Here is a 23,187-nt window from a genome sequence, read left to right as displayed (position 1 = left end):
AAGAATGGCCCTGCTGCTCGGCTGCATCGCCGATGACTTCACGGGGGCGACCGACCTCGCTTCCATGCTGGTGAAGAACGGCATGGCGACGGTGCAGGTCATCGGCGTGCCGACCGGACCTTTGCCCGAGGCTGATGCCATCGTCATCGCGCTGAAGTCGCGCACCACGCCGGCCAGGGAAGCGATTGCCGAAAGCCTGGCGGCGGCGGAGGCGCTGCTGGCGGCCAGGGCGAAGCAGCTTTTCTTCAAATACTGCTCCACCTTCGACAGCACCGATGCGGGCAATATCGGCCCCGTCGCCGATGCGCTGCTGAAGCGGCTGGGCGCCGGCTTCGCCCTCGCCTGCCCCGCCTTTCCAGCAAATGGCCGCAGCATCTATCAGGGGCATCTGTTCGCCGGCGCGCATCTGCTGAACGAAAGCGGCATGGAGAACCATCCGCTGACGCCGATGAAGGATGCGAATCTGGTCCGCGTGCTCAGCCGGCAGACGGAGGGCGCGGTGGGGCTGGTGCCCTTCTCCGTGGTGGAGCAGGGGTCGCAGGCGATCCGCCAGGCGATGACCCGCATGGCGGAAGGCGGGCGGCGCTACGCCATCGTCGATGCGGTGACCGATGGGCATCTGGTCGCCATCGGCGAAGCCGCGGCGCATCACCCGCTGATCACCGGCGGCTCCGGCATCGCCATGGGCCTGCCGGCGAATTTCCGGGCGGCGGGATTGCTGCCCGAAAGGCCGGACGCCGCCGCGCTGCCGCCGGCCAAGGGGCTTTGTGCCGTGGTGGCCGGAAGCTGTTCCCGCGCCACGCTCGGCCAGATCGGTTTTGCCCGCGACCATGCGCCGACGCTGGAGCTGGATGTGCTGGCCACGCCGGATGCGAAGGCGCTCGCCGCGCAGGCGCTGGAGTGGGTGGAGGGCAAGCTTTCCGCCGACCATCCCGTGATCATCGCCGCCAGCGCGCCGCCGGAGAAAGTGGCGGCGTTGCAAGCGAAGATCGGTCGCGACGCGGCGGGGGCGCTGGTGGAGCATGCGCTGGCGGCCGTGGCGAAGGGGCTGGTGGCGCGCGGCGTCGGGCGGCTGGTGGTCGCCGGCGGCGAGACCTCCGGTGCCGTCGTGTCGGCACTCGGCGTGGCGACGCTGCGCATCGGCGCGGAGATCGACCCAGGTGTTCCTTGGACCTTTGCCGAGACCGGCTCCGCCGGGGGTGCCGAGCCCGCGAACATCCACCTCGCCTTGAAGTCCGGCAATTTCGGCGCGCGCGACTTCTTCCTGAAGGCCTTCGCACATGTCTGAGGACGCCGCCCGCGCGCAACTCGCCGAACTGGCCAAGAGCCTGTTCGATCGGGGCTACAGCGTCGGCACCGCCGGCAATATCAGCGTGCGGCTGGCCGACGGCTATCTGATGACGCCGACCAATTCCTGCCTCGGCCGGCTGGACCCCGCGCGCATCAGCAAGCTGGGGCCGGACTGGGCGCATCTGTCGGGCGACAGGCCTTCCAAGGAAGTCTTCCTGCATCGCGCGGTGCTGACGGCGCGGCCGGAGGCAGGTGCCGTGGTGCATCTGCATTCCACCCATGCCACCGCCATCTCCTGCCTCGCGCCCGAGGGTGGCGATGCGGAGATCCCGCCGCTGACGCCCTATTTCGTCATGCGCATCGGCCGCCGCCTACCCTGCGTGGCCTATTACCGGCCGGGCGATGCGGCGATGGAGCCCGCGGTGCATGAAGCCGCGCGGGCGGCGAAGGCGCTGCTGCTGGCCAATCACGGCCCCGTCGTCAGCGGCGCCACCCTGGCCGATGCGGTGCATGCGGCGGAGGAGTTGGAGGAAGCGGCACGCCTCGCCCTGCTGCTGCGCGGCGTGCCGGGCGTGCGGGCGCTGAACGCGGCGCAGGTGGACGATCTGCTGAAGACCTTCGGCTAGGTCAAAGAGACGCCGCGGGGTCGATCCGCACCACATAGCTGCGCCAATCGGCGCGCGTGGCGATGCGCTCATACAGCGCGATGGCGCCCACATCCTCCTCCGGCACGATCCAGCGCAGATGGCTCCAGCCACGCGCCGTGCCTTCCGCCACCGCGGCGGTGATCAGGGCGCGGGCGATGCCTTGGCCGCGCGCTTCCGGCCGCACGAACAGGTCGTCGAGCATGCCGCAGTGCCGGGCGAAGACCACCTCCGGCAGGTCGAACAGAATGGCGAAGCCGAGTGGCGTGCCCGCCGCATCCTCCGCCAGCAGCACCTCCGCCGCCGGATGGCGCGCCAGCAGCGCCGCCTGGGCCTCCGGCGTGGCAGTGGCGGCACCATTGAGCACGTCGCGCATCTCGGCGGCGTAGAGCGCCAGCAGGGGCGCCAGGCGGTGGCGCTGGTCGCGTGGCAGGGGGGTGATATGGATGGTCATGGCGACAAGCTCCAGACGCGAAAAGGGCGCCGTCCGCAAGCGGACGACGCCCTTTCGCCGGGATGACGGCTAGGGTCCGTGGACAGTTGGGCTACGGGCGCGTCCGGCGGTGCTTTTCCGCGCTGGGTGCGTCAGGCACGCTCGCCGATGGATAGCCGTCGGCTCCGCTGCCTTCCTTCCCAGCACGCAAAATCATTCGCCGGCCGCATCCCGGTCCCAACAGTCCACAGGCCCTCAGGCTTAGGAAGCGGCCTCGGGCGTCGGCGCGGGCGCCTCGGCGGCAGCAGCAGCGGCTGCGGCGGCCTTCTTCGCGGCGCGGGTCGCGGCGCCCTTGCGCGCGGCGTCGGAACGCGCCGAGGAGGCGGCCTTCGCGGCGGCGGTCGGCGAGGGCTTGCGCGGCGCGGCAGCCTTCTTCGGCGCGGCCTTCTTGGCGGCAACGGCCTTCTTCGGCGCAGTCGCCTTCTTCGGCGCGGCCTTCTTCGGCGCGGCAGCCTTCTTCGCGGCCGGCTTCCGGGCGGCGGTCGCCTTCTTCGGCGCGGCCTTCTTCGCAGCGGCCTTCTTCGGCGCGGCGGCCTTCTTCGGCGCGGCGGCCTTCTTCACGGCGGGCTTCTTGGCGGCGGCCTTCTTCGGCGCGGCAGCCTTCTTCGCGGCCGGCTTCTTGGCGGCGACAGCCTTCTTCGGCGCGGCGGCCTTCTTCGCGGCGGGCTTCTTGGCGGCAGCGGCCTTCTTCGGCGCAGCAGCCTTCTTCGCGGCGGGCTTCTTGGCGGCGGCGGCCTTCTTCGGCGCAGCCTTCTTCGCCGGCGCAGCGGCCTTCTTCGCCGCCGGCTTCTTCGCCGCGGGCTTCTTGGCAGCAGGCTTCTTCGCCGTCTTGCGGGCGGCGGCCATGGCCATCGGCTGGGCGCGGTTGGCGGCCTCGTCCACTGCCTGGTTCTCGGTCTTGTCGGTCATGTTGGTCAGGATCTCCGATACGCGTTCCGGTGAATGGTCTTCCAGTGGTGCCGGCGGCACTGCCCGGCTGACGCCGCGCCGCACCACCTCAAAGTCAGGTTGGAAGCTTCGGTTCCGCGGACGGCACGAATCCCGTTTCGCACCGCACCACTTGCTGCCGCCGCCCATGTCCCGTCAGTGCCGTCGAATGGCGCGTAGGGCGCGGCGTGCTGCCGCGCTGCGCCATCTCCAGCCGCTCTTCCGCCATCACGCTCCGTCCCGACGACGCCTTGCGGCGTCACCATCCGGTGCGACGGTGGTCTGGGGCGTGGTGTGTAGCGCACCTATTCTGCCCCACGAGCCTGCGGTCCATGGACCGATCCTTCCTGCTGCGTGCCCCGCTGGCGTGTTGCGCAGCGCCCCGATGCCAGCAGCGTCAAAGCGGCTTGGCGGATGGAGGCTGCGCGAATCGCGTCAAGCGATGACGTGCACCGCCACGCTATCCGTGTGTGCAACCTGCCTGTCAAACGGAATCGCACGAAACTCGTGCAGGCTTGTGCAAGCTGTGTGCAGCAGGATCGCGAAACCCGCGACCGCATCGCAGGGATCGGCGTCGCGCCGGCTTTACCGCGCGCGGGGATAAGTGTCGCGCCGGTCGTCCCGGCGCGACGGATGGCGCCTCAGCCGCGCGCGGACAGGGACGGCACCGGGCGCTGCTCGGGCCCGGTGTAGTGCGACAGGGGGCGGATCAGGCGATTGTCGGCGCCCTGCTCGAACACATGCGCCGCCCAGCCGGTGATGCGGGAGCAGACGAAGATCGGCGTGAACAGGGGGATGTCGAAACCCATGAGGTAGTAGGCGGGGCCTGCCGGGAAATCGAGGTTCGGGTGGATGTTCTTCACCTTCAGCATCTTCGCCGCCAGCACGCGGCTGGTCTCCATCCAGCGCCGATCGCCCACGACCTCTGCCATTTTTTCGGCGTATTTCGTCATGGTGGGGACGCGGCTGTCGCCGCTTTTGTAGACGCGATGGCCGAAGCCCATCACCAGCGCCTTGTGGTCGAACTTGCCTTCCAGCCAGTCCTCCGCCGCCTCCGGCGAGCCGACCTCCTTCAGCATATGCATCACGGCTTCGTTGGCGCCGCCATGCAGCGGCCCCTTCAGCGCGGCGATGCCGGCGGTGATGGCGCCGTGGATATCCGCGCCGGTGGAGGTGACGGTGCGCGCGGTGAAGGTGGAGGCGTTAAAGGTATGCTCGGCGTAAAGGATCATCGAGACGTCGAAGCTCTTGATGACCTCCTTCTGCGGCACCTTGCCGAAGACGACGTGGAAGAAGTTCTCGCAATAGGGAAGCGAGGCGTCGGGCTCGATCGGCTCCAGCCCCTTGGACAGGCGATGGGCGGCGGCGACCGCCGTCGGCGCCTTGGCCAGCAGCCGCAGCGCCTTGCGCCGCTGCGCGGCGTCGGAGACGTCACCGGCTTCCGGATCCTCCATGCCCATGAAGGACACGGCGGTGCGGATGGCGTCCATCGGATGGGCGTCCTTCGGGAAGTCCCGCAGCACGCGCAGCAGCGCCGGGGACAGGGCGCGATTGGCGCGTTCCTCCGCCTGGAAGGCCTTGAGCTGGGCGGCGGTCGGCAATTCGCCATGCCACAGCAAATAGGCCACCTGCTCGAAATCGGTTTCCTCGCAGAGGTCCTGCACGGCATAGCCGCGATAGGTCAGGCTGTTGGTCTCCGGCATCACCTTGGAGACGGCGGAGACATCGGCATAGACGCCGACGAGACCCTTATAGAGGGTGGGTGTGCTGTCGCTCATGCTTTCGCTCCCGGTCTTGGGTGGCGGGGTCTTGGGTGGCGGGCGGCAGGTGCCGCCCGCATGGCAGGATCAGAAGATGCCGGGCTTGGCCTCCGCCAAGGTGCCCGCCGGCAGCACCACGTTCAGCCCCGCCAGCTGCTCCGCCGTCAGCCTGGGCAGGTCCTGCACCAATTCGAGAAAACGGTTCTGCTCCCGCGTGGTGATGATGCCCTCGGTCAGGATGCGGAACTTGTTGATGTACTGCGCGCGGCCGAAGGGCTTGGCGCCGTTCGGGTGGGCATTGGCCACGCCCAGTTCATCGACCAGCTTCGTGCCGTCCTTCATCAGGATCTCGACGCGGCCGCCGAAGGCCAGCACCTCCGGATCACGGGAATGGTACTTCGCGGTCCACTCCGGGTCCTCAGTGGTCTCGATCTTGTGCCAGAGGCGGACGGTATCCGCGCGGCCGGCGCGCTTCGGCGCGTAGCTGTCCACATGGTGCCAGCTGCCGTCCTGCAGGGCGACGGCGAAGATGTACATGATGGAATGGTCCAGCGTTTCCCGGCTCGCCTTCGGGTCCATCTTCTGCGGGTCGTTGGCGCCGGTGCCGATCACGTAATGCGTGTGGTGCGACGTGTGGATGATGATCTTCTCGATCGCCTCCATGTCCGCGATCTGCTCCCGCATCCGGAAGGCCAGGTCGATCAGCGCCTGGGACTGGTACTCGGCCGAGTGCTCCTTGGTGTAGCTGTCGAGAATGGCACGCTTGCCCTCCCCGGCCTCGGGCAGCGGCACCTCGTAATAGGTGGGGTCGAAGACCGTCTTGCGGCCCTTGCTGTCGGCCTGCGTGCGGCCGGACAGGACCCAGGCGATCACGCTGTCCTCGCCTTCGTAGATCGGGCTCGGCGCGCCCTCGCCGCGCATGCAGCGGTCCACGGCTTCGACCGCCAGCTTGCCGGCATGGGCGGGCGCATAGGCCTTCCAGGAGGAAATCTCGCCCTTGCGCGACTGGCGGAAGCTGACCGACGTGTGCAGCGCCTGCTGAATGGACTGGAACACCACCTCCTGCTTCAGGCCGAGCAGCGTGCCGATGCCGGCCGCCGCCGCCGGGCAGAGATGGGCGATATGGTCGACGCGATGCTCATGCAGGCAGATCGCGCGCACCAGGTTGATGTGCAGCTCATAGGCCGTGGCCAAGCCGCGAACCAGGTCCTTGCCGGACCGCCCCATCGCCTGGGCCACCGCCAGAACGGGGGGGATGTTGTCGCCAGGGTGGGAATAGTCGGCGGCCAGGAAGGTGTCGTGCATATCCAGCTCGCGCACCGCCGTGCCATTCGCCCAGGCCGCCCATTCGGGGGAGACGGTGGCGCCGGACTTCACACCGAACACGGTGGCGCCGCCGGCCTTCTTGGCATGGCCCAGCGCCATGCCGCGGGCGGAGACGACGGGGCGACGGTTGATGGCGGCGATCGCCACGCTGGCATTGTCGATCATCCGGTTGATGATCATGGCGGTGGTGTCCTTCGGCACCGCCACCTTATCCGTCGCGACACCGGCCATCTTCCAGGCCAGCTGATCCTCGCGCTTGAGCAGCGCCTTGGAGGGGTGGACCTTCACCGGATGCATCTTCATGCGTTCTGTCCTTTGATCTGCCGTGCGGAATTGGCGGGCGGTTCTTGTGGACCGCATGCACGTCATCGTCCATTCCGATTGCCGTGACAACGCGATAGGCTTTCCGTATCGCGTGAGGGACGGGACGCATGGATTTCCGATTGGTCCGCCGCCTCGGCCATTTCCTCGCCGTGGCGGAGGAAGGGCATTTTGGCCGCGCCGCCGCGCGGCTCGGCATTTCGCAGCCGCCGCTGACGGCGCAGATCCAGGCCCTGGAACGCGAACTCGGCGTGCAGCTCCTGCACCGCACCGGCAAGGGCGCCCGACCGACCCGCGCCGGAGAGGCGCTGCTGCCTTTGGCACGGCGGTTGGCGGAGGGTGCGGGACAGTTGGAACTTCTCGCCCGCGAATTGCGTGCGGGGCGGCATGCGCCGGTGGCGCTGGCCTGCGTCACCTCTGCCTTGTTCGACTATCTGCCGCCGCTGGTGCGCGGCCTGCAATCCGCCCGCCCCTCCTCCGCCATCGCGGTGCGGGAGATGGACACGGCCGATGCAGTGGAGGCGCTGCGGCGGGGCGAGGTGGACCTGGCGCTGCTGCGGCTGGACCAGGACCGCCACCCGATCCGCCTCCACAGCCTGGGGCCGGATGTGCTGGCCGCGGCTTTGCCCGCCGCCCATCCGCTGGCCGCCGGCGTCGGGCCGCTCGACCTGTCGGCGCTGGCGGATGAGCCGATGCTCGTGCTGCCGCGATCGATCAGCCCGGCCTATTCCGACGCCATGGTCGCCGCCTGCCGTGCCGCCGGATTCGCGCCGCGCGCGGAGCGGGAGGTCGGCTCCGCCATGGCGCAGCTGGGCTTCGTGGCGGCGGGACTCGGCGTGGCGCTGGTCTCCGCCGGCATGGCCCGGCTGCGCCCACCGGGCGTCGCCTTCCGCGATCTCGCCGGGCCGATCCAGGCGGTGGGCGTGGCCCTGGCCTGGCATGCGGAGCGCGAAAGCGAGGTCACGCGGCTGGCATTGGCCCTGGCGGCGGTGCTGTTTCCGCTGGAGACGGCGCGACAGGCGGCCAGCCCGGAAGACAAAGCCTGACAGATGCGCTAACCCGCCAGGCATGGATCTTTCCCCCGACCAGGTCAGGGCAGCCCGCGCGGCGGGTTGCGCCTTTCTCCCCGCCACCGAAGATCAGGTGGCCCGTCTCACCATGCAGCGGCGCATCTTCCGTATCGACGGCGTGCCGCATCTGGCCCAGCGCGCCGATAGCGGTTTCTACGAGACGCATGGCACGCTGACGCCCATGCTCGGCACGGCGCCGGGCGAGGTCGTGGCCCCGGTGGCCGAGACCTTGCAGGAAGCCGAGGCCGCCGATGCCACGGCGACCCTGGCGCTGGCCGCGGAAAGCCGCGGCGGGCGTGGCGCGCAGGTCATTCGCCGGGGCCGTCCGCGCGGTCCGCGCGGCGCCTGAAGGCCAGCCTTCCGCGATGGCGGCCGCCCCGAAGGCGGCCGTCCAACTTCGCGCAAGACCATATTGCGAATGACTCTCAATTGCTGTAGTTTGTAGGCCACACAGTTCCGGTGGGCCATCGCATGTCCGAACAATCCACTGTGACCCGGGAGGCGCCGCCGCTGGCGCTGCCCAAGGTCCCCAGTTCCGATCTCCTGCAAGGCTCGCGGGAGTTGCTGATCCTGCATCACGGGGAAACCTACCGCTTGCGGTTGACCAGCAACGACAAGCTGATCCTCACCAAGTAACCGCCTTCCCGCACCCCTCCTCACTGCCGAGCCAGCCAACACGAGCCCCCATCGAGGGGGCTCGTGCGCCAGCCAGCCAGGCCCCCCGAATCACCCCTCGGAGTGCCCCATGGCTGACCGCCGCCAGGCTAGTGCCCAGCTCACCGCCGCCATCCTCGCCCTCGCCGCCACCCCGGCCATGGCCCAGACTGGCGCACCCACCGCCGTCACCCCGCTCGATGCCGTGACCACCACGGCCACCCGCACCCCGGTCGTCTCCGGCGATGTCGCCGCGCCGGTGACGGTGATCGGGCGGGAGGAGATCGAGCGTCGTGACGCGCGCAGCGCCATGGACCTGATCCGCGACATTCCGGGGGTCGAGATCTCCGGCGCGCCGCGCACCACCGCCATGCAGCCGATCATCCGCGGCCTGGGCGATGAGCGGATCGTGCTGCGCACCGATGGGGCGCGGAACAACTTCAATGCCGGCCATCGCGGCCGCACCTTCGTGGACCCCGACCTGCTGCGGCAGGTGGAGGTTCTGCGCGGCCCGGCCTCCACCCTCTATGGCTCCGGCGCGCTTGGCGGCGCCATTTCGCTGCGCACCATCGAGGTGGATGACATCCTGCGCCCGGGCGCTGCCTTCGGCGGCACGCTGGGCGCCGGCTGGCAGAGCCAGGGCAGCGGCCCGCGCGGCAGCCTGGCGCTCGGCGCGCGCACCGGCGATTTTTCGATCCTTGGCGCCGTGGCGGGCTTCACCAACAACAACTTCACGGACGGCGCCGACAACACCATCCCCTATACCGGGGACAATGCGACCTCGTTGCTCGGCAAGCTCGGCTGGACGCCCGGCCATCACAATTTCCAGATCTCGGCGCTGCGCTTCCGCGACGACCACCAGATCCCGATCTCGGCCAATACGGCGACGACCACGGGCATCACCGACCGCGACACGGTCTCCGAAAACCTGTCCTTCCGCTGGTCCTATGCGGACCCGGCCAATCCGCTGTTCAATCCGCAGGTCATCCTCTACCGCACCCATGTCGATCTGACGGAACAGCGCCTGACCGGCACGCGCGTGCGCGACCGGACGGAGCTGACGACGGTCGGCGTCGATGCGCAGAACACCTCCCGCTTCGCCCTCGGCCCGACCCGCCATGCCCTGACCTTCGGCACGGAGATCTACCAGGATGAGCAGGAAGGCCGCGCCAATGGCGTGGACCGTCCGCAATTCCCCTCCGCCCAGCAGTCCATCACCGCCTTCTTCGTGCAGGATGAGATCGGCCTCGGCAATTTCACCCTGACGCCGGGCGTGCGCCTGGACCGCTTCGAGCAGGAAAGCCCGAACGGGCTGAACGACCGCGATTCCGAACGCGCCTCCCCGCGCGTCGCGCTCGCCTGGCAGGTCACGCCCTGGCTGCAGCCCTATGTCAGCTATGCGGAGGGCTTCCGGGCGCCGTCGCTGACCGAGCTTTACGTCGGCGGGCAGCACTTCCCGGGCAACAACTTCGTGCCCAACCCGAACCTGCGCCCGGAAGTTTCGCGCAACAAGGAAGTGGGTGTGAACCTGCGCTTCTCGGATGTCTTCGCCGGCGGCGACCGCCTGCGCATCCGCGTCGCGGCCTTCCGCAACGATGTGGACGACTTCATCGAGCAGACCGTGCTGCGCACCACCACCGTCTCCGCCAATGTGGCGGAGGCCCGGATCGAGGGTGTGGAGGCCGAGGCGCAGTATGATGCGGGCATCTGGTATGCGGGCATCGGCGCCTCGGCGCTGAAGGGCGACAACCGCGTCACCGACCAGCCGCTGGCCTCCATCCCCGCGCATCGCGTCACCCTCTCCGGCGGCTATCGCTTCCTGGAACATGGTGTGGTGGTTGGCGGCCGCATCACCGCGACGGCGGAACAGGACCGCGCGCCGAATGTGGCGGGCGTGGCGCAGCAGACCTCCGGCTATGGGCTGGTGGACCTGTTCAGCTCCTGGACGCCGAATTTCGCACCGAATGTCCGCCTCTCCCTGGCTGTCGATAACCTGTTCGACCAGCCCTATCGCCGCTCCAACTGGAACAGCGATCCCGTGCCGGCCTTCTACGAAGTCGGCCGCAACATCCGCGGCGCGCTGCGCGTCAGCTTCTGACCGGAAGGAACTTTCGAGATGCCGAGCCTCCTTGAACGCCACGCCGAATTGCTGCGGTCAGGTCCTGTGCGCGCGCGGGATGCCGCGCAGCGCCTCGGCACGACGGAAGCGGCGCTGGTTGCCTGCGGTGCCACCGGCACCGCCACCCCGCTGAAGAATGACTGGGGCGCGCTGTTCAGCGCCCTGCCGCGCCTCGGCCGGATCATGGCGCTGACCCGCAACGAGCATGCGGTGCATGAACGGCACGGCGCCTTCATCGATGTCTCCTCCGGCCCCGGCCATATCCTGGTGCTGGGTCCGGATATCGACCTGCGTCTGTTCCCCGGCCAATGGGCGCATGCCTATGCGCTGGGCGGGGAGCGTCCCTCCATCCAGATCTTCGACAAGGATGGCGTGGCCGCGCACAAGATCTTCGCGACGAAGGAGACCGATCGCACGGCCTGGGACACGCTGGTGACGGAATTCACCGCCACCCTCGCCGCCCTGCCGCCGATGACCCCGCCCGAGCCCGCCGCCCCGGTGGTGGAGACGGAGGTGGATGCGGCGCAGCTTCGCACCGATTGGCAGGCGCTGAAGGACACGCACGACTTCTTCCCGATGCTGCGCAAGCACAAGGCGAACCGTCGCCAAGCCTTCCGTCTGGTCGGCGACGACCATGCGCTGCGTCTGCCTCCTTCGGTGGCCACCGCCACCTTGCAAGCGGCGGCAGCCAGCGAAGTGCCGATCATGATCTTCGTCGGCAATCGCAGCGCCATCCAGATCCATACCGGCCCGGTGACCAAGCTGCTGGCCATCCCTGGCTGGTTCAACGTGCTCGATCCGGACTTCAACCTGCATCTGCGGGAGGCCGGCGTGGCCGAGGTCTGGCGCGTGGTGAAGCCGACCGTCGACGGTGATGTCACCTCCATCGAGCTGCTGGACGAGGCGGGCGAGGTGATCGCGATGATCTTCGGCGCCCGCAAGCCGGGCCAGCCGGAGCGGGAGGATTGGCGCGCCCTGGTCGCCCAGGTCGCGACCGCGCCCTGGCCCTCCGAGCGCGCCGCCTGATGCGCCGCCGCGCCCTGCTCAGTGTGGCCGCCGGCTGGACGGCAGCCAGCTTCGCCGCCCAGGCGGCGGAAAGGCGGCTGGTCACGGTCGGTGGCGCGGTGACGGAAACCGTCTTCGCATTGGGCGCGGGCGACCAGGTGGTGGCGGTGGACAGCACCAGCACCTTTCCCGCCCCGGCGCGCAACCTGCCGCAGATCGGCTACCTCCGCGCCCTGGCGCCGGAGGGGCTGATCTCGCTGAACCCCGACCTGCTGTTGTTGTCGGACGAGGCCGGTCCGCCCCAGGCCCTGGCCGTGCTGCGCGCGGCGGGGGCGCCGATGGCGGTGATCCCCGATGGCGCCGGGCTGGACGCCGTGACCCGCAAGATCATCCGCATCGGCGAGGCCATCGGCCGCGACGGAACTGCTTTGGCGGGCTCGGTCGCCGCCGACTGGCAGACGCTGGATGCGCCACTCGCCGCGCTGCGCCCGCTGCGGGCGCTGTTCGTGCTCTCCGCCGCGCGCGGCGCGCCGCTGGTCTCCGGCCGTTCCACCCATGCGGATGCCATGCTGCGGGCCTGTGGCGCCGAGAATTGCGTGCGCGACTTCCAGGGCTACCGGCCGCTTTCGGCCGAATCCGCGGCTCAGCTGGCGCCGGAGGCCATCATCATGATGGACCATGCCCTGGCCGAGGCCGGCGGGATCGACGGCGTGCTGCGCGCCACGGCGCTGGCCGTGACCCCGGCCGCCGCCGCGCGCCGCGTGGTCGCGGTGGAAGGGTCCTACCTTCTGGGCTTCGGCCCGCGCGCCGCCCATGCGCGGCGGTCCCTCGCCGCCCTGCTGCATCCCACCGCCAACCTGCCGGTGTTGCCGGGACGCGACTGGGTGTGATGCATATTGCCCGCATCGCGCCGCCGGAGCGGCGGCTGGCGGATCGTACCGCGCTGGTACTGCTCGGCGGCGCGGTCCTTCTGCTGGCGGCCATGGCCGCCGGCGTGCTGCTGGGCCCGGCGCGCATCTCCGCAGGCGGGCTTGGCGCGGTGCTGGCCGATGCCTTCGGGCTGGCGCCCCTGCCGGATCAGTTCCGCCGCGATGCGGCCGTGCTGGGCGTGATCCGCGCGCCACGCGTGCTGATGGCGGCGCTGATCGGCGCCGGGTTGGGCGCGGCGGGGGCGGCGATGCAGGGGTTGTTTCGCAATCCGCTGGCCGATCCCGGGCTGATCGGCGTTTCGGCCGGCGCGGCGCTGGCCGCCGTCGCCGCCATCGTCTTCGGCGCCACCGTCTTCGGCACCGCGGCCGGCGCGCTCGGCCTGTGGATGCTGCCGCTGGCCGCCTTCATCGGCGGGCTCGGCGCCACGGCGCTGATGGCACGCCTCGGCACCGTGGGCGGCGTGACCGGCGTGGCCACGCTGCTGCTGGCCGGAGTCGCGGTGAACGCACTGGCCGGTGCCCTCACCGGGCTGCTGATCTTCACCGCCGATGACCGCCAGGTGCGCGACATCACCTTCTGGACGCTCGGCAGCCTGGCCGGGTCGCGCTGGGACCAGGTGCCGGTGGTGGCCGCCCTGGTCGGGTTGCCGACGCTGGGCCTGATCGCCCTGGCCCGCCCGCTGGACGCGCTTCTGCTTGGCGAGGCGGAGGCCTTCCACCTGGGCCAGAAGGTGGAGGTGGTGAAGCGCGTCGCCGTGACCTTGGCGGCCATCGCCGTCGCGGCGGGGGTCGCCTTCACCGGGCTGATCGGCTTTGTGGGGCTGGTGGTGCCGCATCTGTTGCGGCTGGGGTTTGGGTCCGGCCATCGGATCGTGCTGCCGGGCTCAGCGCTTCTGGGCGCGGCGCTGCTGGTGCTGGCGGACCTCGCGGCGCGCAGCCTGGCGGCGCCGGCGGAACTGCCGGTGGGCGTCGTCACCGCGCTGCTCGGCGCACCCTTCTTCTTGTGGTTGCTGCGCAGGCGCGCCGGGGGCGTGGCGTGATCGCGGCGGAGGGCGTCGGCTTCCGTGCCGGCAGCCGCGCTTTGCTCAGCGATGTCTCGCTGGAACTGCGGCCCGGGGAGGTGCTGGTCCTGGCCGGCCCCAACGGCGCCGGCAAATCGACCTTGCTGAAGATCCTGGCGGGCGAAATGGCCTGCTCCGCCGGCACGGCGCGGCTGGAGGGCAAGGCGCTCGGCCAGTGGCATCCGCGCGACCTCGCCCGGCGCCGCGCCGTGCTTGGCCAGCATGTCGGCGTCGCCTTTCCGATGCCGGCCCAGGCCGTGGTGGCGCTGGGGCGCCTGCCCTGGCACGGCACGCCGGAATGCGCGCGGGACGGTCAGGCCATTGCGGCCGCTCTGGCCGAGGCCGATGTGGCGCATCTCGCCCCCCGCGCCCATGCCACGCTTTCCGGCGGCGAGCGCCAGCGGGTGCATCTGGCGCGCGCCCTGGCGCAGTTGGATGGCGCCGGCATGCCCGCCGCCCTGATGCTGGACGAGCCCACCGCCAGCCTGGATGCCGGCCATCGCGCCGCCCTGCTGCGGCTGCTGCGCCGGCTGGCGGGGCGCGGGTTGGCCGTGCTGGTGGTGCTGCATGATTTGCAGGAAGCCGCCTTCGTGGCGGATCGGGTGGCGCTGCTGGAAGCCGGCCGGCTGATCGCCTGCGGCCCGCCGGAGGAGGCGCTGCACCCAGCCTTGCTGGAACGGGTCTATGGCCTGCCTTTCCGGACCCTGCCCGGAATCGGGCCGGTTCCGCTGCTCGGCGCCGAAGGCGCGTTGACGCAAGGATAGATTGTCCGCCAGGGTGGTCGCGCGAAAGTTGCGGCATCTTGGGCGGGGTATGTGTGGTCGTTGCGGTGAGGGGGAGTGACTTCGGCGGGGCATTGTTGCTGGCGCTGCTCTGGCCCCTTGCCGTGGGCGCGCAAAGCGCGCCGCCGCCACAGCCCGGGCTGATCGAGCGCGTCGCCCCCGCCCCCACCCCGAGCCTCGCCCCCCCCTTGCTGCCGCCGGAGCCCCAGGCCACCACGGGTCCGGGTGCGCAGCGGCAGGTGCCGATCGGCCAGGTGCGCGTCGCCGGCAACACCGCCTTGCCCGATTCGACGCTGCGCCCCGCCTGGGCCGGGCTGGAAGCGCGGCAGGTGACGCTGGCGGAGGTGGAAGCGGCGCGGCTGGCCGTGCTCTCCGCCTATCGCGCGGCCGGCTTCGCCTATGTCGCGGTCGGCGCCAGCCTGTCCCAGGGGGCGGAGGGGCGGGCCGACCTGATTTTCACGGTCACCGAAGGCTTTGTCGCCGACATCGCCCTGGAGGGAGAGATCGGGCCCGCCGCCACGCAGGTCCGGCGCTTCCTGGACCCTCTGCTGGCGCTGCGCCCCCTGCCCCATGCGGCGCTGGAACGCGCCTTGCTGCTGGCCGGCGACATCCCCGGCGTGACCGCGCGCGGGCTGTTGCGGCCGGTGGAGGGCGATCCCGGCGCGCTGCAATTGCTGGTGCGGCTGGAACGCGCGGCGGTTTCCGGCTTCGCCAGCCTCGACAACCGGGGCAATGAACAGACCGGCGCCTGGCAGGGGCTGCTGGTCGGCCAGCTCAACGCCTTCACCTCGCGCGGCGAGCGCACGGAACTGGCGCTGTTCCAATCCGACGCCTTCGGCCAGAGTTTTGGCCAGATCAGCAGCGAGGTCTTCCTCGGCGGCTCCGGCCTGCGGCTGCGCGGCTTCGCCGGCGTCGGGCGCGCGGCGCCGGGCGGGGCGCTGGCCGCTTTGGGCTATGCGGGAGATACGCGCGTGGCGGGCCTCAGCCTGTCCCAGCCCATCATCCGCTCCCGCCCCCGCAACCTGACGCTGACCGCCCAGCTCGACGCCTTCGAAAGCGTGGTGCAGCTGCGCCAGGGCGCCGGCGCGCCGCGGGAGAGGATCAGCCGCGACGCGGTGCGGGCGCTGCGCCTGGGGGTGGAAGGCGAGGCGCGAGACGCCTTCCTGTCCTTCGCCCCGGCGGCCGCTTCCAGCAGCGCAAGCCTGCGGCTGCACCAGGGCATCGAGGCCTTCGGCGCCAGCACCGGCAGCCATGCCACCACCTCCCGCCTCGGCAGTGATTTCGGCTTTGTCCGGGTGGTGGCGGAGGCCTCACGCCTGCAGCCGCTGGTGCAGCCGGCGGAAGGTTGGGTGCTGTCGCTGTACGGGGCGGCGGCGGTGCAATGGGCGGATGACGCGCTGCCCCCGGCGGAAAAATTCTACCTCGGCGGCAATCGCCTGGGCCGCGGCTTCTTCGCCGGGCAGATCGCCAGCGACCGCGCCATGGCCGGCAGCCTGGAAATGCAGCTCGCCACCGATATCACCCTGCCCTGGTCGCCGGACCGCCGCGGGCTGCAATTCTACATGTTCCGCGACGAGGGCCGGTCGCGGGACAACGGCGCGGGCGCCGAGACCCGCCGCCTCGCTTCCTGGGGCGGCGGCTTCCGGCTGCAACTCTCCGAGGCCGCGCAATGGGAGATGGAGGCGCTGCGCCGCATGACGCGGACGCCGGAAGGCACCGGGGTTCAGCCCTTGGATGAGGGCGCGGTGTTCACCCGCCTGCTGCTCCGCTTCTAGCGATCTGTTCTGGCGCATTTTGTCTGGCGCATTTTGCGCCCCGCCGGGCGGTTTCCGCTTGGCCCGAAAATGCGTAAACCCTCCCCCACACATCCGGGGGTTTCACATGGCGGGTATTCTCAGCGGTCTCCGGGTGGTGGAAGTCTCCGCCTTTGTCGCGGCGCCGATCGGCGGGATGACGCTGGCGCAGATGGGGGCGGAGGTGATCCGCATCGACCCGATCGGCGGCAATATCGACTACCGCCGCTGGCCGCTGGCCCCCAATGGCACCTCGCTCTACTGGACCGGCCTCAACAAATCCAAGCGCAGCGTAGCTCTGGCGCTGAACACGCCGGAGGGGCGGGAGATCGCCCGCGCGCTGATCTGCGCACCTGGCGAGGATTCCGGCATCCTGCTGACCAACCTGCCGGCCAGCGGCTGGATGAGCCATGCGGAGCTGTCGAAGCACCGCGCGGACCTCATCATGCTGCGCCTCACGGGCAACCATGATGGCAGCGGCGCCGTCGATTACACGGTGAACTGCGCCAGCGGCTTCCCCACCGCCACGGGCACGGGCGGCGATCCGGTGAATCATGTGCTGCCGGCCTGGGACATCGCCACGGGCCTGTATCTCTCCACCGGCCTGCTCGCCGCCGAACGCGCCCGCCGGCGCGATGGCCAGGGGCGGGAGGTGACGCTGGCCCTGTCGGACGTGATGCTCGCGACGGTCGCGAACCTTGGCTATGTGGCCGATGTGCAGGTGAACAACGCCGTGCGGCCGGCCATGGGCAACGATCTGTATGGCGCCTGGGGCCGGGATTTCCCGACGAAGGATGACCGCCGCATCATGATCTGCGCCATTTCCAACCGGCAGTGGCAGGCGGTGGGCAAGGCCACCGGCCTCGCGGCCAAGATCGCCATGATCGGGCCGATGCTCGATGTGGACCTGAATGACGAAGGCGGTCGCTTCGAAGCGCGCCACGCCATCAATGCCGTGCTCGCCCCCTGGTTCGCGAAGCATACACTGGCCGAGATCGGCGCAGCCTTCGCCGGCAGCGGCGTGCTCTGGGGTCCCTATCAGGACTTTTCTCAACTTGTGCATGAGGATGCGCGGTGCTCGACGGACAATCCGCTGTTCTCGACCATCACCCAGCCGGAGGTGGGGGAGGTGCTGGCGCCCGCCGTGCCGCTGACCTTCGCCGAACGCGCGCCCGCCGCGCCGGCGCCACGGCTTGGCCAGGACACCGATCAGGTCCTGGCGGAAGTGCTGGGCCTCACCACCTCGGCCATTGGCAAGCTGCATGACGCCGGCACCATCGCCGGCCCGAAGGAGAGCTGAGATGGACCAGATCGTGGGCAATATCGCGACCGCGCGGGACCTTCTCACCAAGGCCTCCGCCGCGCTGATCGCCGCCGAGCGGCTACATGAGGTGGCGCGCGGCGCCATCGCCGCGCTGCTGGCCCCCCAAGGCAAGGTCAGCGGCGCGCTGCTGGAACGCCACCAGCTCGCCGGCCACGGCCTCGCCTGGCAGGCGACCTATGTCGCCGCGCTGCGGGAGACGCTGCACTGGGCTGAGAGGCTGGAAGCCGCGGGCCGCTTCGGCGCGCTGGAACAGGCGATTTTGCGCCTGGGCTATGCCGAATATCTGGCGCAGCTTTCGGGCGGCATCCCGATGAGCCAGGCGGAGATGATCCGCCCCGCCGATATGGGCGTGCCCGCCGAGGCCATTGCCCGCTTCCAGGCCGAGCCTGCCATCGCCGTCTTGTCCGAAGCCACCGCCCTGGAAGCCGCCCGCAAGCTGCTGGCCGATGCGGCGACGGAGGGCCATCACGGCGCCGACTTCCTGCAGGATGAATTGCTGGAGGCGACACAGGCCGAATTCCAGCGCTTCGCCGCCGCCGAGATCGCGCCCCATGCCCAGGACTGGCATCGCCGCGATGTGCTGATCCCGCTGCCCACGGTGCAGAAGCTGGCCGAAATGGGCGTCTTCGGCCTGACGGTGCCGGAAGAACACGGCGGCCTCGGCCTCGGCAAGGTGGCGATGTGCCTGGTGTCGGAGGCGCTCTCCGCCGCCTATCTCGGCGTCGGCTCGCTCGGCACGCGGTCGGAGATCGCGGCGGAGCTGATCCGCCTGGGTGGCACGCCGGAACAGCAGGCCAAATTCCTGCCGGGCATCGCCAGCGGCGAAATCCTGCCCACCGCTGTCTTCACCGAGCCCGATACCGGCTCCGACCTCGGCAGCCTGCGCACCCGCGCGGTGCGGGAGGGGGATGTCTTCAAGATCTACGGCGCGAAGACCTGGATCACCCATGGCGCACGCTCCGATGTCATGACCCTGCTGGTGCGCACCGACCCGGATGCGCCGGGCTATCAGGGCCTGTCCATGTTGCTGGCGGAGAAGCCGCGCGGCACGGATGAAAACCCCTTCCCCGCCCCGGGCATGGGCGGCACCGAGATTCCGGTGCTCGGCTATCGCGGCATGAAGGAATACGAGATCACCTTCGACGGCTTCGAGGTGCCCGTCGCCAATCTGCTCGGCGGCGTCGAGGGGCGCGGCTTCAAGCAGTTGATGGAGACCTTCGAAAGCGCGCGCATTCAGACCGCGGCGCGGGCCCTGGGCGTGGCGCGCAACGCCATCGACCTCGGCGCCGGCTATGCGCGTGATCGCAAGCAGTTCGGCAAGGCCATCCAGCACTTCCCGCGCGTCTCGGCCAAGCTGGCCTGGATGGTGACGGAGACGATGATGGCCCGTCAGCTCACCTATTTCGCCGCCCGCCAGAAGGATGCCGACCGGCGCTGCGACATCGAGGCCGGCATGGCCAAGCTGCTGGCCGCCCGCGTCGCCTGGAGCAATGCAGACTGCGCGCTGCAGATCCATGGCGGCAATGGCTATGCGGTGGAATACCCGATCAGCCGCGTGCTCTGCGACGCGCGCATCCTGTCGATCTTCGAGGGTGCGGCGGAAATCCAGGCGCAGGTGATCGTGCGCGGGATGCTCGGCCGGGTGAACTGAGGCGGAACCCTTTCGCCGCCGATGCGCTGCATCGGCATCGGATGAAGGGGCTTTGCCATGTTGCGCTGGGTGGTCGGGATTGCCGTGCTGATGACGCTGCTGGCGCTCGTGGCACGGCTTCTGCAACTGGGCCTGTCACTGGCCCTTCTGGGCGTGGCTGCGGTGGCGGGCGTCATCGCCGTGGTTCTCGCCATCATCACCTGGCAGCGGCGTGGCGAGGCCGATCCGCGCGGCTAATCCGGCGCGGGTCGCCGCGAGCTTCGCCGGGTTGCGCATGACATAGATGGCGACGATCCGGCCATCGCGCCATTCCAGCGCGGTGGTCTGTGGCAGCCCATCCGCCTCCAGCGTCACGAAGCCGGGCATGGCATTGATCCGCCCGACATGCACAGGCGCCGTGCCGCCTGGCCATTTCGCCGCGAGGCCCAGGAAGAAGCGAGCCACGCGATCGGCCCCGGTGATCAGATTGAGCGCGGCCGAACGCACGCCACCGCCATCCGTGTGCAGCACCACATCCGCCGCCAGGAGGTCGCGCAACGGCGCGAGTTCGCCGCCGCGGGACGCGGTGAAGAAAGCCTGTGCGATCCGCGCCGCCTCGGCCTCCGCCACGGTGAAGCGCGGCGCGGGCGAGCCCAGCCTTTCCCGTGCCCGCTCCGCCAGCTTGCGGCAGGCCGGCGCGCTGCGGCCGAGCAGGCCAGCGATCTCCTCAAAGGGCGTCTCGAACAGATCGTGCAACAGGAAAACGGCGCGCTCCGCCGGCGAAAGCCGTTGCAGCGTCAGCAGGAAGGCGATGGACAGGTCCTGCGCCTGGCCCAGCGCCACCTGTTGCGGCGCCTCCAGATCCTCCACCACCGGCTCCGGCAGCCAGGGGCCGACATAGGCCTCCCGTCGATGCGCCGCGGATTTCAGATGGTCGAGGCTGAGTCGTGTCGCGATCTTTAGCAGATAGGCGCGCGGCACTTCGACATGATCCCGATCGGCCGCAGACCAACGCAGGAAGGCTTCCTGCGCGATGTCCTCGGCCTGGGCGCGCGACCCGGTCATGCGATAGGCAAGGCCGACCAGTTCCGGCCGCATCGTCGCGAAAATCCGGGTCGCGTCGTCCATGACGTCAGGCGGCCTTGGGCGCCGGCGGCATGGCGCGGAAGCCGATGGCGAGGCGGTTCCAACTGTTGATCGCGCAGATCAGCAGGCTGAGCGCCACCTTCTCCGCATCGGTGAAATGGCCTTCCAGCCCGTCCCAGGCCGCATCGGGCGCGCCGCTGCTGGCGATGAGGGTCAGCGCCTCGGTCCAGGCCAGGGCGGCGCGTTCGCGCGGGGTGTAATGCGGTGCCTCCCGCCAGGCATTCAGCAGATAGATCCGTGCCTCCGTCTCCCCGGCCTTGCGGGCGTCCCGCGCATGCATGTCGAGGCAGAAGGCGCAGCCATTGATCTGTGAGGCACGCAGCTTCACTAGCTCCCGCAGGCTGTGTTCCAGCCCGCCATCGGCGACGGATTTCTCGAAGGCGAGCATGCCCTTCAGGGCATTCGGGGCGGCGGCGAAATAGTCGAGGCGCGGTGTCATGACACTCTCCATGTAGCGGTCATGCACAGGACGAGACAGCGCGGCGCGATGTGACAGGTGCCGCCGCAATTGGTAGGAGCAGGCGGCGGGGCTGGAAACCGGGGCGGGCATGCGTGACGGTAGGGAACACCCAGCCTGGGGCATCGCGCTGCGGCTGACCGCGACGCTGCTCTTCGCCGTGATGTCATTGCTGGTGAGGCTGGCCTCGGCGGAGGCGCCGGTCGGGCAGATCGTCTTCCACCGCAGCGCCTGGGCGCTGATCCCTGTCATGCTCTACCTGGCCTGGCGCGGGCAGTTCCCGCGTGGGCTGCGCACGCGCCACCCGCTGGGGCATCTGCGACGCAGCCTGTTCGGCTGTGCCTCCATGTTCTTCTCCTTCCTGTCGCTGTCCAAGCTGCCGCTGGCGCTGGCCACCGCGCTGAGCTTCCTGGCGCCGCTGCTCGCGGTGCCGGTCGGCGTGATCTTCCTGCGGGAAAAGCCGAGCTGGCTGGTGGCCGGCGCCGCCGTGCTTGGCTTCGGCGGCATGCTGCTGATGCTGGCGCCGGCCTTCATCGGGCCGGAGCTGGATGCCGCGACGCTGATCGGCGTCGGCGCCGGGCTGGCCACCGCGGCCACCACCCTGGCGGCGCGGGTGCAGGTGAAGCGGCTGACGGCGACGGAGCTGCCGGGCACCATCGTGCTGTACTTCTCCTTCATCTGCGCCCTAGGCGGGCTGGCCACTTGGCCCTTTGGCTGGGCCAATGTCGGCGGCACCAGCTTCCTGTTCCTGGTCGGCGCGGGCTTCGCCGGCGGGCTGGCGCATATCTGCATGACGGAGGCGGTGGCGCGCGCGCCGATCTCCATGCTGGCGCCCTTCGAATACACGGCGCTGATCTGGGCCGTGGTCTTCGACCTGACCATCTTCGGCCTGGTGCCGGCCCTGCCGAGCGTGATGGGCGCGGTTGTGGTGGTGGTGGCGGCCGGGTTGGTGGCTTTTGCTGATCAGATCGAGGGATGGCTGCGGCGGCGACGGCGCCGATAAAGGTGATCAGGCGGCCTTCTGGTCCTGCATCATCGCCCGTGCCGCCTGTGAGGCGGCGTGCACGTGGAAGGTCGCCGCAGCGCGGGCGGCCGTCGCATCGCCGGCAGTCACCGCATCCAGGATCGCCCGCATCTCCCGCGCGCTTTCCTCCGCCCGGCCTTCCCGCTGCATGGAACGGGAGCGAAGCAGGCTGATGCGCAGATGCAGGCCGCGCAGCAATTCCTCGATCACGCCATTGGCGCAGGCGACCAGCAGCACGTCGTAGAATCGCGCCGTGGTGGCCACGCGCGCGGCCGAATCGCGCGCCGCCACCGCGGCCTCGAAGTCCCGCAAAGCGGCGGCCATGGCGGCGTGCTGGGCCGGGCTGGCCGCCTGCGCCGCGAGCGCGGCCGCCTCGCCTTCCAGCAGCGCGCGCACGGTGTAGATCTGCGCCGCCTCCTCCCAGGCCAGCGCGATCACGGAAGGCCCCTTATTGGGCACGGAGGCGACCAGCCGCTCCCCTTCCAGCCGCCGCAGGGCTTCCCGCACGGAGCTGCGGCCGACGCCGAGGGCGCGGCAGAGCTCCGCCTCGACCAGGCGCTGCCCCGGCGCGAAATGGCCAGAGAGAATGGCCTCGCGCAGCTTGTCCACGGCCTGCGCCTGCACCGTCAGCGGGGCGACCCGCAGATCCATCCTCGTCGCTCCCTCATCAGCACGCCCGGCATAGCCGCCCGAACGACGCGGTCATAGCCACCTGGCGCGCGGTGCCAATGGCCCCTTGTTCATATCGTCTGATTGTCTGATAGTCCGACTATATCGCGAACATATAACATGTCGGCGGCCGATCGTGCCGGCCGACGGGAGCATGCGCATGGCCCTGGAACTCCGCCGCTGGATGACGCTGGTCGAGGAACGCCAGATCGAGGCGGGCCGCCCATCGGACCCGCCGCTGCGGAAAGTCGCCGCCATCGCCGTGGTCGCGAACCCCTTCGCCGGCCGTTACGTGGAGGATCTGGGCCCGTTGATCGAAGACAGCGAGGCTATCGGCGCCATGCTGGCCCAGCGCGCGCTGGAGGCGATGGGCGGCCTGCCGGTCGAGAGCTATGGCAAGGGCGGCGTGGTCGGTCTGGGTGGCGAGCAGGAACATGCCAATGCCCTGCTCACCACCGCCTTCGCCGCGCCGCTTCGGGACGCGGTAGGCGGTGCGCTCGCCTGGATTCCCTCCTTCACCAAGCTCGCGGCGCCGGGCGCCAGCATCGATGTGCCATTGGCACATAAGGACGCGCTGTATGTCCGCTCGCATTATGACGGCGTGACCGTCACCCTTCCCCCCGACGCGCCAGCGGCGGCGGAGGTGGCGCTGATCATCGTGCTGGCCAATCGCGGCCGGTTGAATGCCCGGGTCGGCGGCATGACTCCCGGGGAGATCAGCGCGCGGGACGGGCTGCGCTAGCGCCTACAGGCAAGGGTCCCC

General features: G+C 70.1%; 22 protein-coding genes. 15 read left to right on the top strand and 7 right to left on the bottom strand.

What is annotated here, in order from left to right:
• The first annotated feature begins 4 nt into the window (after positions 1-4).
• Together otnK and otnC are read left to right on the top strand one after the other, a co-directional pair.
• Positions 5-1,288, top strand: coding sequence for a 3-oxo-tetronate kinase (gene otnK, locus ACVFYP_RS05510; protein WP_499199116.1), 1,284 nt, complete (start codon positions 5-7; stop codon positions 1,286-1,288).
• Positions 1,281-1,916 (top strand): 3-oxo-tetronate 4-phosphate decarboxylase, encoded by a 636-nt coding sequence (otnC, locus tag ACVFYP_RS05505; RefSeq protein WP_499199115.1) that lies wholly within the window; start codon positions 1,281-1,283, stop codon positions 1,914-1,916. Before otnK ends, otnC begins: the two co-directional genes overlap by 8 nt.
• A gap of 1 nt (position 1,917) precedes the next feature.
• Here the strand turns inward: otnC and ACVFYP_RS05500 are convergent, their stop codons facing one another.
• The 4 genes from ACVFYP_RS05500 to ACVFYP_RS05485 all read right to left on the bottom strand — a co-directional run bounded on the left by ACVFYP_RS05500 (position 1,918) and on the right by ACVFYP_RS05485 (position 6,743).
• A complete protein-coding gene (locus tag ACVFYP_RS05500) occupies positions 1,918-2,388 on the bottom strand; it encodes a GNAT family N-acetyltransferase (RefSeq protein WP_499199114.1) in 471 nt (156 codons plus the stop codon).
• Positions 2,389-2,628: 240 nt separating this feature from the next.
• A complete protein-coding gene (locus tag ACVFYP_RS05495; protein ID WP_499199113.1) occupies positions 2,629-3,336 on the bottom strand; it encodes a hypothetical protein in 708 nt (235 codons plus the stop codon).
• Between the two features lie 659 nt (positions 3,337-3,995).
• Positions 3,996-5,132 (bottom strand): bifunctional 2-methylcitrate synthase/citrate synthase, encoded by a 1,137-nt coding sequence (locus ACVFYP_RS05490; protein ID WP_499199112.1) that lies wholly within the window; start codon positions 5,130-5,132, stop codon positions 3,996-3,998.
• A gap of 69 nt (positions 5,133-5,201) precedes the next feature.
• Positions 5,202-6,743, bottom strand: coding sequence for an MmgE/PrpD family protein (locus ACVFYP_RS05485; protein WP_499199111.1), 1,542 nt, complete (start codon positions 6,741-6,743; stop codon positions 5,202-5,204).
• 128 nt (positions 6,744-6,871) lie between these two features.
• Here ACVFYP_RS05485 and ACVFYP_RS05480 point away from each other — a divergent pair, with 128 nt between their 5' ends.
• From ACVFYP_RS05480 to ACVFYP_RS05430, 11 genes are all read left to right on the top strand, one after another.
• A complete protein-coding gene (locus tag ACVFYP_RS05480) occupies positions 6,872-7,807 on the top strand; it encodes a LysR family transcriptional regulator (protein WP_499199110.1) in 936 nt (311 codons plus the stop codon).
• 97 nt (positions 7,808-7,904) lie between these two features.
• Complete coding sequence (locus ACVFYP_RS05475; RefSeq protein WP_499199109.1) at positions 7,905-8,180, top strand: hypothetical protein; 276 nt, start codon at positions 7,905-7,907, stop codon at positions 8,178-8,180.
• Positions 8,181-8,302: 122 nt separating this feature from the next.
• The gene (gene hemP, locus ACVFYP_RS05470) at positions 8,303-8,467 is read left to right on the top strand and encodes a hemin uptake protein HemP (protein ID WP_499199108.1); all 165 of its coding nucleotides are present in this window, start codon (positions 8,303-8,305) and stop codon (positions 8,465-8,467) included.
• A 109-nt stretch (positions 8,468-8,576) separates the two neighbouring features.
• A complete protein-coding gene (locus tag ACVFYP_RS05465) occupies positions 8,577-10,583 on the top strand; it encodes a TonB-dependent hemoglobin/transferrin/lactoferrin family receptor (protein ID WP_499199107.1) in 2,007 nt (668 codons plus the stop codon).
• An 18-nt stretch (positions 10,584-10,601) separates the two neighbouring features.
• On the top strand, positions 10,602-11,630 hold the full coding sequence (locus tag ACVFYP_RS05460) for a hemin-degrading factor (RefSeq protein WP_499199106.1): 1,029 nt from the start codon (positions 10,602-10,604) through the stop codon (positions 11,628-11,630).
• Positions 11,630-12,499: a heme/hemin ABC transporter substrate-binding protein gene (locus ACVFYP_RS05455; protein ID WP_499199105.1), complete on the top strand. Its 870-nt coding sequence runs from the start codon at positions 11,630-11,632 to the stop codon at positions 12,497-12,499. The genes ACVFYP_RS05460 and ACVFYP_RS05455 overlap by 1 nt, the downstream gene beginning before the upstream one ends.
• On the top strand, positions 12,499-13,578 hold the full coding sequence (locus tag ACVFYP_RS05450) for a FecCD family ABC transporter permease (RefSeq protein ID WP_499199104.1): 1,080 nt from the start codon (positions 12,499-12,501) through the stop codon (positions 13,576-13,578). Before ACVFYP_RS05455 ends, ACVFYP_RS05450 begins: the two co-directional genes overlap by 1 nt.
• On the top strand, positions 13,575-14,363 hold the full coding sequence (locus ACVFYP_RS05445) for a heme ABC transporter ATP-binding protein (protein WP_499199103.1): 789 nt from the start codon (positions 13,575-13,577) through the stop codon (positions 14,361-14,363). The genes ACVFYP_RS05450 and ACVFYP_RS05445 overlap by 4 nt, the downstream gene beginning before the upstream one ends.
• A 65-nt stretch (positions 14,364-14,428) precedes the next feature.
• A complete protein-coding gene (locus ACVFYP_RS05440; RefSeq protein WP_499199102.1) occupies positions 14,429-16,156 on the top strand; it encodes a ShlB/FhaC/HecB family hemolysin secretion/activation protein in 1,728 nt (575 codons plus the stop codon).
• A 106-nt stretch (positions 16,157-16,262) separates the two neighbouring features.
• Positions 16,263-17,474: a CoA transferase gene (locus tag ACVFYP_RS05435; protein WP_499199101.1), complete on the top strand. Its 1,212-nt coding sequence runs from the start codon at positions 16,263-16,265 to the stop codon at positions 17,472-17,474.
• A 1-nt stretch (position 17,475) separates the two neighbouring features.
• Positions 17,476-19,149, top strand: coding sequence for an acyl-CoA dehydrogenase family protein (locus ACVFYP_RS05430; RefSeq protein WP_499199100.1), 1,674 nt, complete (start codon positions 17,476-17,478; stop codon positions 19,147-19,149).
• A 135-nt stretch (positions 19,150-19,284) separates the two neighbouring features.
• On the opposite strand, the gene ACVFYP_RS05425 is transcribed toward ACVFYP_RS05430, so the two are convergent.
• Positions 19,285-20,256, bottom strand: a complete 972-nt coding sequence (locus tag ACVFYP_RS05425; RefSeq protein ID WP_499199099.1) for a sigma-70 family RNA polymerase sigma factor — start codon at positions 20,254-20,256, stop codon at positions 19,285-19,287.
• Between the two features lie 4 nt (positions 20,257-20,260).
• Positions 20,261-20,713, bottom strand: coding sequence for a carboxymuconolactone decarboxylase family protein (locus tag ACVFYP_RS05420; RefSeq protein WP_499199098.1), 453 nt, complete (start codon positions 20,711-20,713; stop codon positions 20,261-20,263).
• Between the two features lie 109 nt (positions 20,714-20,822).
• On the opposite strand from ACVFYP_RS05420, the gene ACVFYP_RS05415 reads away from it, so the two are divergent.
• A complete protein-coding gene (locus ACVFYP_RS05415) occupies positions 20,823-21,734 on the top strand; it encodes a DMT family transporter (RefSeq protein ID WP_499199097.1) in 912 nt (303 codons plus the stop codon).
• Positions 21,735-21,740: 6 nt separating this feature from the next.
• Here ACVFYP_RS05415 and ACVFYP_RS05410 read toward each other — a convergent pair whose 3' ends face one another.
• Positions 21,741-22,406 (bottom strand): GntR family transcriptional regulator, encoded by a 666-nt coding sequence (locus ACVFYP_RS05410; protein ID WP_499199096.1) that lies wholly within the window; start codon positions 22,404-22,406, stop codon positions 21,741-21,743.
• A gap of 178 nt (positions 22,407-22,584) precedes the next feature.
• Here ACVFYP_RS05410 and ACVFYP_RS05405 point away from each other — a divergent pair, with 178 nt between their 5' ends.
• Entirely contained in the window at positions 22,585-23,166 is a 582-nt protein-coding gene (locus ACVFYP_RS05405; RefSeq protein WP_499199095.1) for an amino acid synthesis family protein, read from the top strand.
• Positions 23,167-23,187 lie beyond the last annotated feature (21 nt).

This window comes from Roseomonas sp. F4, from assembly GCF_053891155.1.
Note: the sequence above shows the minus strand (reverse complement) of the source record. Positions and strands in the feature narration are given on the sequence as shown.